Annotated in this window: 15 protein-coding genes; 5 read left to right on the forward strand and 10 right to left on the reverse strand. The window is 69.4% G+C overall.

What is annotated here, in order from left to right; genetic code table 11:
* Window positions 1-23: 23 nt before the first annotated feature.
* Window positions 24-1,904 carry an MFS transporter gene (locus ToN1_RS13450; protein ID WP_169205944.1) on the forward strand — a complete coding sequence of 627 codons (1,881 nt, stop codon included), beginning with the start codon at window positions 24-26 and terminating at the stop codon, window positions 1,902-1,904.
* On the opposite strand, the gene ToN1_RS13455 is transcribed toward ToN1_RS13450, so the two are convergent.
* From ToN1_RS13455 to ToN1_RS13465, 3 genes are read right to left on the reverse strand one after another with little or no spacing between them, the layout of a single operon-like run.
* Window positions 1,905-2,774: an alpha/beta fold hydrolase gene (locus ToN1_RS13455; protein ID WP_169205943.1), complete on the reverse strand. Its 870-nt coding sequence runs from the start codon at window positions 2,772-2,774 to the stop codon at window positions 1,905-1,907.
* Between the two features lie 59 nt (window positions 2,775-2,833).
* A complete protein-coding gene (locus tag ToN1_RS13460) occupies window positions 2,834-3,958 on the reverse strand; it encodes a transglutaminase-like domain-containing protein (RefSeq protein WP_169205942.1) in 1,125 nt (374 codons plus the stop codon).
* A 20-nt stretch (window positions 3,959-3,978) separates the two neighbouring features.
* A complete protein-coding gene (locus ToN1_RS13465; protein ID WP_169205941.1) occupies window positions 3,979-4,536 on the reverse strand; it encodes a TlpA family protein disulfide reductase in 558 nt (185 codons plus the stop codon).
* A 403-nt stretch (window positions 4,537-4,939) separates the two neighbouring features.
* Between ToN1_RS13465 and ToN1_RS13470 the strand changes: the two genes are divergently transcribed.
* Window positions 4,940-5,650: a hypothetical protein gene (locus tag ToN1_RS13470; RefSeq protein ID WP_244860764.1), complete on the forward strand. Its 711-nt coding sequence runs from the start codon at window positions 4,940-4,942 to the stop codon at window positions 5,648-5,650.
* 72 nt (window positions 5,651-5,722) lie between these two features.
* On the opposite strand, the gene ToN1_RS13475 is transcribed toward ToN1_RS13470, so the two are convergent.
* On the reverse strand, window positions 5,723-6,211 hold the full coding sequence (locus ToN1_RS13475; protein ID WP_169205940.1) for a CreA family protein: 489 nt from the start codon (window positions 6,209-6,211) through the stop codon (window positions 5,723-5,725).
* A 297-nt stretch (window positions 6,212-6,508) separates the two neighbouring features.
* On the opposite strand from ToN1_RS13475, the gene ToN1_RS13480 reads away from it, so the two are divergent.
* On the forward strand, window positions 6,509-7,177 hold the full coding sequence (locus ToN1_RS13480; protein WP_244860765.1) for a c(7)-type cytochrome triheme domain-containing protein: 669 nt from the start codon (window positions 6,509-6,511) through the stop codon (window positions 7,175-7,177).
* Window positions 7,178-7,195: 18 nt separating this feature from the next.
* Here ToN1_RS13480 and ToN1_RS13485 read toward each other — a convergent pair whose 3' ends face one another.
* The 6 genes from ToN1_RS13485 to ToN1_RS13510 all read right to left on the reverse strand — a co-directional run bounded on the left by ToN1_RS13485 (window position 7,196) and on the right by ToN1_RS13510 (window position 12,586).
* Window positions 7,196-7,858: a DsbA family oxidoreductase gene (locus ToN1_RS13485; RefSeq protein WP_169205939.1), complete on the reverse strand. Its 663-nt coding sequence runs from the start codon at window positions 7,856-7,858 to the stop codon at window positions 7,196-7,198.
* Window positions 7,859-7,930: 72 nt separating this feature from the next.
* Window positions 7,931-8,947: a DnaJ C-terminal domain-containing protein gene (locus ToN1_RS13490; RefSeq protein WP_169205938.1), complete on the reverse strand. Its 1,017-nt coding sequence runs from the start codon at window positions 8,945-8,947 to the stop codon at window positions 7,931-7,933.
* 5 nt (window positions 8,948-8,952) lie between these two features.
* Window positions 8,953-10,032: an extracellular catalytic domain type 2 short-chain-length polyhydroxyalkanoate depolymerase gene (locus tag ToN1_RS13495; protein WP_211162099.1), complete on the reverse strand. Its 1,080-nt coding sequence runs from the start codon at window positions 10,030-10,032 to the stop codon at window positions 8,953-8,955.
* Between the two features lie 27 nt (window positions 10,033-10,059).
* Window positions 10,060-10,554, reverse strand: coding sequence for a GDYXXLXY domain-containing protein (locus ToN1_RS13500; protein WP_169205936.1), 495 nt, complete (start codon window positions 10,552-10,554; stop codon window positions 10,060-10,062).
* Window positions 10,551-11,612, reverse strand: coding sequence for a DUF4401 domain-containing protein (locus ToN1_RS13505; protein WP_169205935.1), 1,062 nt, complete (start codon window positions 11,610-11,612; stop codon window positions 10,551-10,553). The genes ToN1_RS13500 and ToN1_RS13505 overlap by 4 nt, the downstream gene beginning before the upstream one ends.
* Window positions 11,609-12,586, reverse strand: a complete 978-nt coding sequence (locus ToN1_RS13510; protein ID WP_169205934.1) for a DUF2157 domain-containing protein — start codon at window positions 12,584-12,586, stop codon at window positions 11,609-11,611. The genes ToN1_RS13505 and ToN1_RS13510 overlap by 4 nt, the downstream gene beginning before the upstream one ends.
* A gap of 276 nt (window positions 12,587-12,862) precedes the next feature.
* On the opposite strand from ToN1_RS13510, the gene gmk reads away from it, so the two are divergent.
* Window positions 12,863-13,477, forward strand: coding sequence for a guanylate kinase (gene gmk, locus ToN1_RS13515; protein WP_169205933.1), 615 nt, complete (start codon window positions 12,863-12,865; stop codon window positions 13,475-13,477).
* Between the two features lie 3 nt (window positions 13,478-13,480).
* Window positions 13,481-13,696, forward strand: a complete 216-nt coding sequence (gene rpoZ, locus ToN1_RS13520; protein ID WP_018989425.1) for a DNA-directed RNA polymerase subunit omega — start codon at window positions 13,481-13,483, stop codon at window positions 13,694-13,696.
* Window positions 13,697-13,718 lie beyond the last annotated feature (22 nt).

A 13,718-nucleotide genomic window follows, 5' to 3' on the forward strand; every position in this document is an offset into this window, starting at 1 on the left:
CCAATTTCCGCATCGGATCCGACATGAGCTCCCAATTCAAGCTGATGGGCGAGCGGCGCTTCCTGCCCTTCTTCCTCACGCAGTTCCTCGGCGCGTTCAACGACAACCTGTACAAGAACGCGCTCGTGGTGCTGATCACCTTCCAGGCGGCGCGCTACACGACGCTCGCGCCCGGCGTGCTGGTGAATCTCGCGGCAGGCCTCTTCATCCTGCCCTTTTTCCTGTTCTCCGCGACCTCGGGCCAGCTGGCCGACAAGTTCGAGAAGACGCGCCTGATCCGTTTCGTGAAGCTGTTCGAGATCGGCGTCATGGCGCTCGCGACGGTTGCCTTCGCGCTCGATTCGCTGGCACTGCTTTTCGCTGCGCTGTTCCTGATGGGGCTGCATTCGACGATCTTCGGCCCGGTGAAGTACGCCGTGTTGCCGGTGTATCTGCGTGAGGAGGAACTCGTCGGTGGCAACGCGCTGGTCGAGGCGGGCACCTTCATCGCGATCCTGCTCGGGACGATTGCCGGCGGCGTGACGATCGCGCTGCCGGGTGGCGCCGCCTGGCTGTCGGCGGCGGTGCTCGCGGTCGCGGTGGCGGGCTACGTGACGAGCCGCGCGATTCCCCCCGCGCCGGCGGCTGATCCGACGCTGCGCATCAACTGGAACCCGCTCACCGAGACCTGGCGCAACATCGGCTTCACGCGCGGCAACCGCACCGTGTTCCTGTCCATCCTCGGCATCTCGTGGTTCTGGTTCTACGGCGCGCTGTTCCTGTCGCAATTCCCCGGCTACGCGAAGGACGTGCTGGGCGGCGACGAACATTCGGTGACGCTGCTGCTGGCGCTGTTCTCGGTCGGCATCGGCGTCGGCTCGCTGCTGTGCGAGAAGCTCTCCGGCAAGCACGTCGAGATCGGCCTGGTGCCTTTCGGCTCGATCGGCCTGTCCGTGTTCGCGTTCGACCTGTGGTGGGTGAGCCCGGCCGCCGCGCACGCGGGTGAGGCCCTGCCGCTGGCCACGGTGCTCGCCAGCCCTGCGACTTGGCGTGCGCTCGTCGACCTCGTGATGATCGGCGTGTTCGGCGGCTTTTTCATCGTGCCGCTGTACGCGCTGGTGCAGGCCCGCTCGGAACCCGCCCACCGCTCGCGCATCATCGCCGGCAACAACATCCTCAACGCCGCCTTCATGGTGGTCGCCGCGGGGCTCGGCGCCGGCCTGCTCGCCGCAGGTGTGACGATCCCGCAGCTGATCCTCATCACCGCCATCCTCAACGCCGCGGTCGCGCTCTACATCTACACGCTGGTGCCGGAGTTCCTCGTGCGCTTCATCGTGTGGCTTTTGGTGCACACCATCTACCGGCTGCGCGTGAAAGGTGTCGAACACATCCCCGAAGAGGGGCCGGGGCTGCTCGTGGCGAACCATGTCAGCTTCGTCGATGCGCTGGTGATCATGGCCGCGTCGCGCCGCCCGATCCGCTTCGTGATGGATCACCACATCTTCCGCTGGCCGGTGCTGTCCTTCGTCTTCCGTTCGAGCCGCGCAATCCCGATCGCGCCGGCGAAGGAGGACGCTGCAATGATGGAGCGCGCCTTCGACGAGGTCGCCCGCGCGCTGGAGGCGGGTGAGCTGGTCGGCATCTTCCCGGAAGGGCGCATCACCGACGACGGCGAACTCAAGCCTTTCCGCCCGGGCATCCGCCGCATCGTCGAACGCACGCCGGTGCCCGTCGTGCCGCTCGCGCTGCGCGGCCTGTGGGGCAGCAGCTTCAGCCGCAAGGACGGACCGGCGATGAGCCGCCCCTTCCGGCGCGGCCTCTTCAGCCGCATCGAGCTGGTTGGCGGCACGTCTTTCGCGCCCGAGGCAGCCACCCCCGAAAGCCTGCAGGCGGCGGTCGCCGCCTTGCGCGGCGAGATGCGCTGATCAGTCGCGCGTGAGGAAGGCCTCGATCGCCGCCGCGACCTGCTCCGGCTGGTCGTGCTGCAGGTTGTGGCCGGACTCCGTGATCGTCACGCGCCGCAGGTCGGCGAAACACGCGAGGCGGCGTTCGATCTCCGCGGGATCGTCGGCGAAACGATCGCTCACGTAGCCCTTGTCGGCCAGCATCATCAGCACCGGCGCCTTGATCAAGCGCCAGGACGCCATCACGTCGGCCGCCTGGTAGCGCAGCGGCGAAGGCACCTTGTGCCACGGGTCGCCGGCCATCGTCACTTGGCCGTCGGGCAGCGTGCATGACACGTTGCGCGCGAGGAAGGCTGCACGCGTGTCGGAAAGCCGCGGATTGGCGAGCTGCAGCCGGCGCGCGAAGGCGTCGTGATCGCGATAGCCGCGCACCGGCTGTGCCTTGCGCAGGTTGTCGAGCCAGCCGACGAGTTGCCCCGGCGCGTCCGTGTCCTTGGTTGCGGTGAGGCCGAGGAAGTCCATCATCACGAGCTGCGCGACGCGCTCCGACCGCACGCCCGCGTAAGTCGAGGAAATCGCCGCCCCCATGCTGTGCCCGACGATGCGCGCCGGGCGCTCCGGCGAATAGTGCGCAAGCAGCGCGTCGAGGTCGCCGTAGTAGTCGGGGAACCAGTACGGGCGCCCGAGCCACTCGCTCGCGCCGTAGCCGCGCCAGTCGGGCGCGATCACGTGCCAGTCCAACGCGAGCGCATCGACGAGAAACTGGAAGGTCGCGGAGGTGTCCATCCAGCCATGCAGGAAGAACACGGCCGGGGCGTCCGCGGCGCCCCAGTGGCGGACGTTGTAGCGCAGCCCGCGGATGTCGAGCTGCTCGCGGTGGGAAGCTTTCATCCCGTTGATGATAGCAAGCCCGGCCGTGGCGCGCCGGGCCTGCGTCAAACGCCGGCGGCTCAGGCGCCGGTGACTTCGCGTGCGCTCAGCGTGTAGCGGAAGTTCGCCGGATCGAGGCTGTCGAAGCGGCCGTCGCGGTTCTCGCCCTGCGGATACATCAGGTAGGGCGTTTCCGGGCCCTCGCTGCCGGGCAGACGGATGTCGTGGCCGAAGTTGTACGCCAGCCAGTTCATCTCCCATGCCCCGAACAGCGTGTTGCGTGCCGCGACGACCTTGGGGTCGGACAGCGGCAGGCCGCCCGGCGGCTCCTCGAGCGCGACCTTGCGCACGTCGGCGGGGTCGACCGGCACCCAGCCGGCGTGCTCCAGCCACACTTCCGCGCGGCAATGTTGGGCCTTCGACACGTCGCCGCTCTTGCCCAGACTCTTGTAGCCGTAGCGCGAGTCGGCGACGCGAACGCCATACACGTCGCGCGCCGGCAGCCCCAGCGAGCGCGCGAGGCCCACGTACAGCGCGTTGAGGTCGGCGCACTTGCCCGACAGGTCGCCCGTCTCCAGCATCGCGCGGATGTCGCCCAGTCCGCAGCCGCGCGTCTTCGGGTTGCGGAAGGTGTTGTCGACGATCCAGTCGTAGATCGCGCGCGCCTTGGCCTCGTCGCTCTTCGCGCCGCGCGTGATCTCGCGCGCGGTATCGAGCACGATCCCGTCGGTCGGCAGCAGCGCGGTCGCGCGCGTGTACAGCGTGCGCTCGGCGGCAGCCAGCTTGGGCATGCGGCCGCCGTGCGCGAGGTCGACGGCCCGGTCGCGCGTCGCGCAGCGGCTGACGATTTCGAGCGCCGGCGCGGCGGTGGCGGCAGGCCAGGTAGCGTGCAGCATCGTCGCGCCATACACCGGGTCGGTCGCGACGTACATGCCGGTCGCGTTGCCGCTCCACAGGTTGCCCATCGGCCGGCTCCAGTCGCTCTGTTGCACGGTCGGCAGCGGGATCCACACCTGGATCGGGCCGTCCGTGGCGACCGGTTCGATGCGCGTGACGAGCTCGAACACCCTCCAGCCGTTTTCCGGCCGGGGCGTGAAGGCAGTTGAGACCGGGGCGGCGGCGAACGGGGCGGCGGCGTGGCTCCAAGCCGGCAGCACCAGGCCGGCGGCGATCGTCGAGGTTTTGAGAAAGTCTCTGCGGTTCATCGTGGGTCCTTTTGTCGGAATCAGGTTCTGGCCGGGCGGGAGGACTTTGTTGCGCTGCGGATGCGTTCGCGCACGCTGTCGTGGTGCCAGTCGAGTTCGCCGCGCACGCGCAGCAGGGGCTGGTGGGTGGTATCGAGCAGTACGGTCGTGGGCAGGTAGCGCACGTCCCAGGCGCGCGACACGACCTGCTCCGGATCGCTCACCAGCACGGGATCGACGAGGTGCTCGTCGAAGAAGCGGCGTACCTCGTCCGCGCGGTCGGCGACGGCAACCGTCACCAGCGCGAGGCCGGGTTCCGATTCGGCGAGGCTGACGAGGGCTGGCATCTCGGTGCGGCAGGGCTCGCACCACGTCGCCCAGAAATTCACCAGCACGGCCTTGCCGTGCAGCGGTTCCAGCGCCCGGCGCAGGGCCGGCGGGGCGGGCGGGAGCTGCGCCAGCGACTCCAGCCGGTCACCCGGCAGCGTCGTACGCGAATTGCCAGGCAAGGACAGGGCCGGCGGCGCAATGGCGGCCGCGAACAGCCCCCCGATGGAGGCGAGCATGCGCCGGCGTCCGGCACGATGCGGATCGAACATGAATCCTCTCCCGATACATGCGTGAGCCCGCGCCGAGGCGCGAGACCACATCCACCCCGGTGCGGAAGTCGCCGGGGTTTAATAGAGACGGGCGCCACGGCGCCCCGTCGAACGAACGATGCGGTACCCAGACCGCAAAACCTGCGGGCGGCCGATACACTGAACGGCCTGTGTTGCCCGAATGTGAATTATCGCACGGCGGCGAGCTGCGGGCAGGCGCGGGATGCCGTGAAGGAACGGCAGATTGCTCGAAGCGGGCAGGTCCGGCGAGGTTGTTTGGCGCGAAGTTGGAGGGAAGTATCGGTTCACACCGTTGCCGGCCGAGCCAAGGGTGGACTATTTTTTGCGTGCTAATATTCACGTTTCACGGCCAGTCGGTCGTGACATTTACGGAGAAATTCCTGTGAAGCCCTGGTTGTTGGTCGCTGTGGCCGCCTCGGTCGGCCTTGCCGCATGTTCGAAGAAAGAAGAGGCTGCCGCGCCCGCCAGCCCGGCGCCTCAGGCTGCGGCGCCCGCTGCTCCGGTGGCCGTGTCCGCAGCGACCCCGAATTCCGGCAAGGTCCTGCAACTCCTGCAGGGTGGCGGTTACACCTATGCCGAGGTGGAGCAGGGCGGCGGGGAGACGGTGTGGATCGCCGGAGGACAGATCCCGGTGCAGGTCGGCGACACCGTCCAGTGGGGCGATTCGGCCGTGATGACCAATTTCGCGTCGAAGTCGCTGGGACGTACCTTCGATCGCATCCTGTTCGTGAATGCATGGGGTCCTGCCGGCGCAGCGCCGACCGGCGTCGCGCCGCACGGCACGCAGCCGATGGCCGGGGCAGCGGTTGGGGCGCATCCGCCGATGGGTGCAGCCCAGCCGGCAGCCCAGGCCGAAGCGCCCGCCGGCAGCAGCGGCGAGGTGAAAAGCGTCCTGACCGGCGGTGGCTACACCTACCTGGAAGTGCTCCAGAACGGCAACACCGTGTGGGTTGCCGCGCCGGTCACCCAGGCGCAGGCGGGCGACAAGGTGAGCTGGGGCGATGGCATGGTGATGACGAACTTCACCAGCACCTCGCTGAACCGCAAGTTCGACCAGATCGTGTTCGCGAGCGCCGTGCGCGTGAACAAGTAAGCCCTGTAGTGGCCGGTCTGCGCCGGCTGCAGCAGTGGACAAGGGCCGCGCGCAAGCGCGGCCCTTGTCGTTTCAGCGCACCGGGATCGGCGTGCCGCGATCGACCGCGACGGCCGTGACGCTGTTCTGCGGGCTGCCTTCGATGATCTTGTCCGAGTAGGTCAGATACACCAGCACGTTGCGCTTGGCATCGACCATGCGCACGACCTGCAGGCGCTTGAACAGGATGGACTGGCGCTCGGAGAACACCTCTTCCTTGGCGGGGAGCGGTTTCACGATGCGCACCGGTCCCACCTGGCGGCAGGCGATCGAGGCCTCGGCGACGTCCTCGGCGAGCCCGAAGGCGCCCGACAGGCCGCCGGTCTTGGCGCGCGATACATAACAGGTGATGCCTTCGACGAGCGGGTCGTCGTAGGCCTCGACGACGATCTTGTGGTTCGGGCCGATCAGTTTCCAGACGGTCGACACCTCGGCCAGTGGTTCGGCGCGAGCGCCGCCGCTCGCGACGAGGCCGGCGGCGAGGAGCGCGGTGGTGAAGAGTCGATGCAGGGCGGTTTTCATGCGTGGCTACTTTCCAGGGTGTTCATCGTTCGGCGCGGCGTCCGCGGACATGCATCGAGTATAGAGCGGGAGGGCTGCGCACGGCCGTCATTCCCGAATGCGGGAATGCGTCGCTACGAGTCTCCGACTATGGGAACGCGCGGTCCCGTGACGCGTCGCGGCGGATGCTCGACCGCGTGCCGCTGCGGTGGCGGCGGGGCAGTTGACGAGGCAGAATGCGCTCCGCACGTCCGGGCAGGTGCCGCGGGTGCCGAATTTGCATGCATCGCCCGCACTCGGGCGGGGAAGTGTGAACAGATGGGAAATCGAATCTTGCGCTGTGTCGGTGGTCTCTTGATCGCGGCGGTCCTGTACGGGGGCATCCCGCATGCGGGCGCAGCCCTGAAGACGGTCGAGGTGCCACCCGCAGAGGACGAGGCAGCTGTCGCGCCCGTCTCGCCTGCGGCACCGCCGCGCGTCGTTGGTCGGCAGCGTCCGAGCGACGAGTTCTACGATCCCACGAGTCCGGCCTACGAGCGCCTGCAGCGCGCCGACGAGGCATTGGGCGACCTGCCGCGCGACCGCGACGGCAAGGTCGACTGGATGAACGCCTTGCGCCAGGGGCTGATCAAACCGCGCCAGCGCATCGACGGCAAGGACCGCGAGCCGCCGCTCGACCTCGACGTGATCCTGCGCAACACCAAGCAGATGCCCAACGTGCGCTTTCCGCACCGTGCGCATACCGAGTGGCTGGACTGCAAGAACTGCCACCCCGACCCGTTCGCGGAAAAGGCCGGTAGCACGCAGATCCGCATGGAGGACATCTTCCGCGGCCAGTTTTGCGGCAAGTGCCATGACCGCGTCGCCTTCATCACGCACCGCAACTGCTATCGCTGCCATAGCGTGAATCCGGACGGCACGCCCGCGTTGCCGCCGTCGGTGCTGCCGGTGCACCCCGCGGCCGCGCCGCCCACGCCCGCACACTGAGCGGAGGCGGCCCGCCGCTCAGGCGTTCTGCAGCGACTGCAGCACCGCCGCGCCCAGCACGGCAGAGGTCTGCGCACCCGACACGGCGAGGCGGCGGTTGAAGATGAAGAAGGGCACGCCGTTCACTCCCTGCTTCTGCAGCTGCGCGGCCATGCGCTTGACCGTCGCGGTGTCCTCGTCGCTCTCCAGGTAGGCCTCCACGTCCTCTCGCCTGTCGCCTGCCGTCTCGACGGCGATGTCGACCAGCGTCGCGATGTCGCCGATGTCGCGCCCTTGCTGGAAGTGCGCCGCGAACAGCGCCTCGCCGAGGGCATTGATGCGTGCGGAGGTGTGGCCGACCGACTGCGCACGGTAGGTCAGGCGGTGGGCGAGCAGTGTACTGGGCCGCGTGGCAATGCGGTCGAACGCGAATTGCAGGCCGTCCGGGGCAGCCGCGTCGGCGACGCGCGCGAGCACCTCGTCCGCACCGCGGCGTCCGCCGAACTTCGCCTCCAGGAAGGGCCGGTATGCCTCGCCGGCGGCGGGCGTGTCGGGATTGAGGAAGAAGGGTAGCCAGTTCACGCGCACCTCGATGTCGGGGTGGCTTTCGCGGACCTGTTCGAGGGCGCGGGCGAGACGCGTCTTTCCGAGGAAGCACCACGGGCAGACGAAGTCGGAGACGAAATCGATATCGAGAATCATGGATCGGGGGTGAGGTGAGGGGCCGGGCGTGTCGTCCGGCCGAAGGTGATGCAGGGGCCGCGCGCGGGCGCTTCAGGGCTCTTCCGGTTCCTCGCGCAGCCAGCGTGTTTCCCAGAGTGCCACATCCGGCAGGTGGCGGGAATGATTCGCCGCGGCAAGGGCGTCCAGCTCTTCGAGCAGGCTGCGCATGGCCTCGTCCGGGGCCTCGGGGAGGCGCGGCTGCAGATGCACGATCAGGTCTCCTGCCGCCTGCCCGTCGCGCCCGGGGAAACCCGCGCCGGCGACGCGGAGCGTTCGTGCCGTGGCCGTGCCGGGTTCCAGCCTGAGGGTGCGGATGCCGTCCGGCAGCGGAATCGCGAGCTCGCCGCCGGTCAGCAGGCGCGGTGCGCTCACCGGGCGCTCCAGCACCAGATTGCGGCCATCGAGGCGGTACAGTTCGTGCGGCGCGAGCCGGATGTGCAGCACGAGGTCACCGGGCGCTAGTTCGGCGGCGGCGTCGCCTGCGCCGGCCACGCGCAGTTCCTCGCCGTCCAGCATGCCTGCGGGCAGGCGCACGATCACGGGCCACAGCGTGCGCTGTCGGCCGCTGCCGTGGCAGCTCGGGCAGGCCTGCTTCGTCAGGTAACCGCGCCCCGCGCAGTGCCGGCATGGGGCGAGCCCGTGGCCGCCGGGGGTGCGCCCGGTGCCGTGGCAGCTTGCGCATAGCCGCGTGTGGCGCAGCACCTCTTCGCCGCTGCCGGCGCAGGCACTGCAGGCGTCCTCGCCGTCGAGTTCGATCGTGCGCTCGCCACCGAAGAAGGCGGCTTCGATCGTCAACGTGAGATCGTGGTGGCGGTCTGCGCCGCGCGGCGTGGTGCCGCCGGCTTGCTCGTCGCCCTCGTCCGCGTCCGGCGGGCCGTCCTCCGGGGGCGGGGACGCGAGCTCGGCGAGCAGGCTCTCGTAGGCGGCGCGCAGGGTCTTGAAGTGTTCCAGCGCGTGCGGATCGGGGTTGCGGTCGGGATGCCACAGCATCGCCAAGCGGCGGAAGGATCGCTTGATGTCGTGCGCGCTGGCGCCCGGCGCAAGGCCGAGCAGCTCGTGGGCATCCATGTCGTTCAGCGCTCCGGCAGGGGCGGCAGCGGGGCGGCGAGGCGCTCGAGCATCGCGCGCACGGCCCGGATCTGTCCGCCGTTGCGAGTCGCGTAATCCGGGTCCGCGTAACCCCACCAGTCCCAGCAGCCCTTCGGGTTGTACACCCAGCGCAGCGATCCCCAGGCGAAGCCGCTGCGCGGCCGCACCTGCGGATACAGCACGATCAGGCGATTGCTGTCGGCCCATTCATTGTAGCCGGCGCCGTCGACGAAGCGACGACCGGCTTGCGCCTCGCCCTGGCGACAGCCGTGAAAGGCCACATGCACACGGCAGCCGCCTTCGCGGCAGGCGGCGGGGATGAACACGTAGCCGCGGTCTGCAAGGCTCAGCTCGATCGGCGCGAGCTTGGTGAAGGCGTGCTGGTCGAAGGCGAGCATCTCGCCGGCGGGCGCCGTGCTGCGGGGTTCCAGCGGCCCGACGAGATGGGCGAGCAGCTCGCCTGCGGCATCGAGGTCGCCGCAGCGGTTGATGAAGGGCGGCTCGGACGTGTCGCAGGCGTTGGCTTGCGGGTCCGCGACGGACATCATCGCGTGGCCGGCCTCGCCGACCTCGACGAAGCGAATCGCATCGGCGGGCAACACGCGCCGGTAGAAATCGAGCAGGGCGTCCACCACGGGACGCTCGACGGTGCGGTCGGCGCCGCCGCTGAACACCCATACCCGGTCGTCGCTCAGGCCCGCGGGAGGGTCGATGCTGCCCGCCTCGGCCTCTTCGCGCACCCGGGCGAGCGTCTGTTCGGCGCTGGGGGTGCGCGCGCCGCTGCCGGGATTCATGCAGTTGTTGAGCGCGCGCCACATGCTGCCAGTGGCGCATTCGTACGGGCCGGCGGCGAGGACGCCCGCGCCCCTGACGAGCGCCGAATGGGCGACCTGGAACTGCACGGCCATGTAGCCACCCGAGGAGACCCCGGAGATGGTGAGCTGCTCGAGGCTGGCCCCGAGTGCCGGCAGCTGCGGATCGCCGGCAGCCGGCGCTGCGCCCGCGAGCGCGGTGAGGGCGAGGCCAGTGAGCAGGCGGGCGAAGGGGCGCAGGGGGCGTGTCATGCCGTGCACGATAGCCGAAGCGGCCGTTCAGCGGCGGTTCTCGCCGAGCCGCACGAGATCTTCACCGCGCAGGTGGGTGAGCAGCGCCTTGCCGTTTGCGTCGACGCGGAACTCGCCCCACTTCGCGCCGACGAAGTCGTCCGCGCGGCCTTCCTGGAAGAAGAAGGCATTCGGCCCGACCGTTTTGCGCCCGTCGCGCGAACGCAACTTCATCGCGATCAGTGCGGGATCATCCGGCAGGCGCTTGCCGAGTCCGGCGAGGCTGGCGCGGCCTTCTTCATCGACTGCGAGGTGGGCGTAGCGGCCTTCGCCGTCGCTGCGCAGGATCTCGTTGTCGATCGCGTAGCGCAGCGCCATGTAGTCGCCCTGCATCAGCGAGCGCGGATCGACCGGCGCGAGCTGCACCAGCACGACGCGCCCTTCGGCGAGGATGCGCTCGTTGTCGCGCACGGCGTACAGCGCCGCCGCCGTCACCAGCAGGAAGGCCGCGACCAGGGCGGCGCGCAGGGTCTTCGCGTTCATACGGTCCTCTGCATGCGGGTGCGCAGCAGGGTGCGCAATACGAGCAGCACCGCGCCGCTGGCGATCAGTGCGAGGGATTTCACCAGCAGCGTGTGCTGCAGGCTGTAATACAGCTCGCCGAGGTAGAGCGTGGCGAACACCAGCGTCATCGCGATCCAGGGGCGGTGGCTGGCGTGGAAGACGGCGAGCAGCACGGCGACTGCAACCAGCAGGCCGGGCGCGGGGTGGGCGGCGAGGGCGAACAGCAGCGCACCGGCGAGGGCCGGCAAGCGCAAGGACGGCGTGTCGCGGCACAGCCAGGCCGTCGTCGCAAGGAGCACGAGCGCGGCGCCGATGCGATACACCGGCAGCGCGAAACCGGTCTGGTAGCCGGTGAGCGCCTCTTCGAGCGCTGTCAGCGCCGAATGCGCACGGCCGTAGGGGGCGAGGATCAATGCGGCGAAGGTCAGCGCATGGGCGGCCGCCTTGATGAGCGGCGCCTGCGGATGGGCGGCCCACGCCGGGCGGGCGAGCCACAGCGCCACGGCGGCGCCGGCGAGCGCAATGCCGAAGAGCGCGAGCCCCGTACCGGCGCCGATCAGCCATGCGAGGCTGAACAGGGCAATCAGCGCGCATGCGCTGCGGTGCAGGGTCGTCGCAGGTATCGCGGCCATCACCAGGCTGGCGGCGAGCGCCGCGAGCGAGAGCACGTCCGAGCCGTCGAGCAGGTCGAGGAATCGGTCGGCGAAGGCGGAGACGAACAGCGACTGGCCGGCGAGCGAGAAGGCGAGCGCCATCTGATCGGTGAAGGGCTTGCGCTGGCGGAACAGGAAGGCGCTCGCCGCGGCCAGCAGGAGGCCGCCGATGCCGCGTGCGACGGGACCGTTGCCGAAGGCGAGGAGGGGGACGAAGAACGATGACATGATCATCGTCGCGGCGATCCACGCCGCGAAGCCGAGCAGCAGTGCAAGCCACCACGGTGCCCGCGTCGTCGCCTGCAGTGCGGCGAGACAGGCCTCGTCGATGATGCCCGCATCGCGCAGGCGCTCGGCGATCGGCGGGAACGGGGCGTTGCTCATGGCCTGCGTCCTTCGCGGTGGAGGCGGGTCAGCCAGACGCCGGCGAGGCCGGTGGTGGCGATCACGAACACCGCGACGATGTTGATCGTGACGAAGTCGGCGCTGTGCGGCAGCACGCGGATCAGCGCGGTAGTGGCGACGGAGATCGCTGCGAATGCGGTCTGCGCGAGCATCGGCACGTCGCGCCGGTACGCGAGGTAGGCATATGCGAAGGCGACCGCGACTGCGGCGAAGGCAAACCCCACGGCGTGGAAATCGGCATCCCACCAGCTCAGGCAGGCGCCGAGCGCGAGCGGCACGAGCACGCCCAAGCCGGCAACGCGGTGGATGGGGCGGCGCGGCGTGGCGAGCAGTGCATGGCCGGCGAATTCGAAAACGAGCAGCATCGCGGCGTTGAACCCGGCGATCGCGAACAGCGACTCTGCCTCGCCGAGCGCGCCGATGAAGCGCGACCACCAGGATTCCGACAGGTAGCGCAGCAGGCCGGCGTTGGCGACGACGAGCCACAGCAGCCAGCTCGCCGACGAGCGTGCGAGCAGCGCGAAGGGCGTCATCAGGGCGGTCCATGCGACGAACAGCTCCCAGACGTCGGCGCCGCTCTGGTAGGTCTGGCCGATCAGCGCCAGCAGCGCGCCGGTGGCGAGGCAGGCCGCGAGCAGCGCAGCGCGCCACGCCGTCCCGAAGGGCGGGGCGGCGAGCGCCGTGCCGGTGCACGCCGCGATCGCCGCGATCGCGATACCGAGCTTGGCGAAGCGGTGCAGGTCGTCCCAGTTGTATGCGAAGAAGAAGATCAGGCCGGCGGCGAGGAGGATGGCGCCGGCGACTGCGAGCATGCGGTCGGCGCCGCTGAGCCATTCGTCGCGCGCGGGCACGAGGGGCGAGAGCGACGCGGCCTGTTCGAGCTGCCGCGGCGTCAGGGCGCCGTCTTCGGCGAGCGCCAGCAACGTCCCGCGTTCACGGAGGTTCCAGGACATCGGCGTATCCGGGGGCGGAAAATATGCATTCTAATATCAAGGCGGCAATCGGGGGCATCCGTTCGCTCCGAGTCCCTCGTCTCGCTCGCGACTGCCTTGCCGCAGCGCGCAGGCATGCACCGCGATAGGCTCCGTCCGGACGGCATGGGTGCGCGCGGGGTTTGGCGTCGCCGCGTGCCGGCTGGCACAATCGCGGTTCCGCCCCGGTGCGTGCCGGCGGCGGATCAACCTGCGAACCACGGAGGCGCCGCTCGCGACGGAATGCGGCGCGCACATATGCCCGGTACCCTGATCATCATCACTGCGCCCTCCGGCGCCGGCAAGACGACCCTCGTGCGGGGGCTGCTCGAACGCGACCCGCAGATGCACCTGTCGGTGTCCTACACGACACGCGCGCCGCGCGCGGGCGAACAGGACGGGCGCGAATACCATTTCGTGGACGTCGAAACCTTCCGTACGCTGCGTGACCGCGGTGAGTTCCTCGAATGGGCCGAGGTGCACGGAAACTACTACGCCACTTCGAAGGTCTGGTTGAAGGAGCAGATCGCCGCCGGGCGCGACATCCTGCTCGAGATCGACTGGCAGGGCGCGCAGCAAGTGCGGCGCAGCTTCCCCGACGCGGTCGGGGTGTTCGTGCTGCCGCCCTCGGTGGATGCGCTGGAGTCGCGCCTGCGCGGGCGCGGCACCGACAGCGAGGAGGTGATCGCCCGGCGCCTGCTGGGCGCGCGCGGCGAGATGCGGCATGTGGCGGAATTCGACTACGTTATACTGAACGACGATCTGCACAACGCCATCGACGACCTCGTCGCGGTGGTGCGGGCGTCGCGGCTGCGCTACGGGCGCCAGCGTCTGCGGCACCAGCAGTATTTCGATTTTCTTGAACAGGACTGAAAAATGGCTCGTGTCACCATCGAGGATTGCCTCAAACGAATCCCCAACCGCTTCCAGTTGACCCTGGCCGCGACCTATCGTGCGCGCCAGATCACCATCGGCTCGACCCCGCAGGTCGAGATCGACAAGAGCGACAAGGACAAGCCGACCGTGATCGCACTGCGCGAAATCGCCGCCGGCAAGGTCGGCCTGGAAGTCCTCAACCGCGGACAGGCCTGATCCCCGCGCACGGGGAGCCGGG

Origin of the sequence: Aromatoleum petrolei (assembly GCF_017894385.1) — a bacterium.
Taxonomy (GTDB): domain Bacteria; phylum Pseudomonadota; class Gammaproteobacteria; order Burkholderiales; family Rhodocyclaceae; genus Aromatoleum; species Aromatoleum petrolei.

What these genes read in the sequence shown, in the direction of transcription:
- ToN1_RS13465 (WP_169205941.1), bottom strand. Translation starts at nt 4,536, where the DNA reads ATGTTCGATCCGCATCGTGCCGGACGCCGGCGCATGCTCGCCTCCATC.
- ToN1_RS13480 (WP_244860765.1), top strand. Translation starts at nt 6,509, where the DNA reads ATGGGAAATCGAATCTTGCGCTGTGTCGGTGGTCTCTTGATCGCGGCG.
- ToN1_RS13460 (WP_169205942.1), bottom strand. Translation starts at nt 3,958, where the DNA reads ATGAACCGCAGAGACTTTCTCAAAACCTCGACGATCGCCGCCGGCCTG.
- ToN1_RS13475 (WP_169205940.1), bottom strand. Translation starts at nt 6,211, where the DNA reads ATGAAAACCGCCCTGCATCGACTCTTCACCACCGCGCTCCTCGCCGCC.
- ToN1_RS13495 (WP_211162099.1), bottom strand. Translation starts at nt 10,032, where the DNA reads ATGACACGCCCCCTGCGCCCCTTCGCCCGCCTGCTCACTGGCCTCGCC.
- ToN1_RS13455 (WP_169205943.1), bottom strand. Translation starts at nt 2,774, where the DNA reads ATGAAAGCTTCCCACCGCGAGCAGCTCGACATCCGCGGGCTGCGCTAC.
- ToN1_RS13485 (WP_169205939.1), bottom strand. Translation starts at nt 7,858, where the DNA reads ATGATTCTCGATATCGATTTCGTCTCCGACTTCGTCTGCCCGTGGTGC.
- ToN1_RS13490 (WP_169205938.1), bottom strand. Translation starts at nt 8,947, where the DNA reads ATGGATGCCCACGAGCTGCTCGGCCTTGCGCCGGGCGCCAGCGCGCAC.
- gmk (WP_169205933.1), top strand. Translation starts at nt 12,863, where the DNA reads ATGCCCGGTACCCTGATCATCATCACTGCGCCCTCCGGCGCCGGCAAG.
- ToN1_RS13500 (WP_169205936.1), bottom strand. Translation starts at nt 10,554, where the DNA reads ATGAACGCGAAGACCCTGCGCGCCGCCCTGGTCGCGGCCTTCCTGCTG.
- ToN1_RS13450 (WP_169205944.1), top strand. Translation starts at nt 24, where the DNA reads ATGAGCTCCCAATTCAAGCTGATGGGCGAGCGGCGCTTCCTGCCCTTC.
- rpoZ (WP_018989425.1), top strand. Translation starts at nt 13,481, where the DNA reads ATGGCTCGTGTCACCATCGAGGATTGCCTCAAACGAATCCCCAACCGC.
- ToN1_RS13510 (WP_169205934.1), bottom strand. Translation starts at nt 12,586, where the DNA reads ATGTCCTGGAACCTCCGTGAACGCGGGACGTTGCTGGCGCTCGCCGAA.
- ToN1_RS13505 (WP_169205935.1), bottom strand. Translation starts at nt 11,612, where the DNA reads ATGAGCAACGCCCCGTTCCCGCCGATCGCCGAGCGCCTGCGCGATGCG.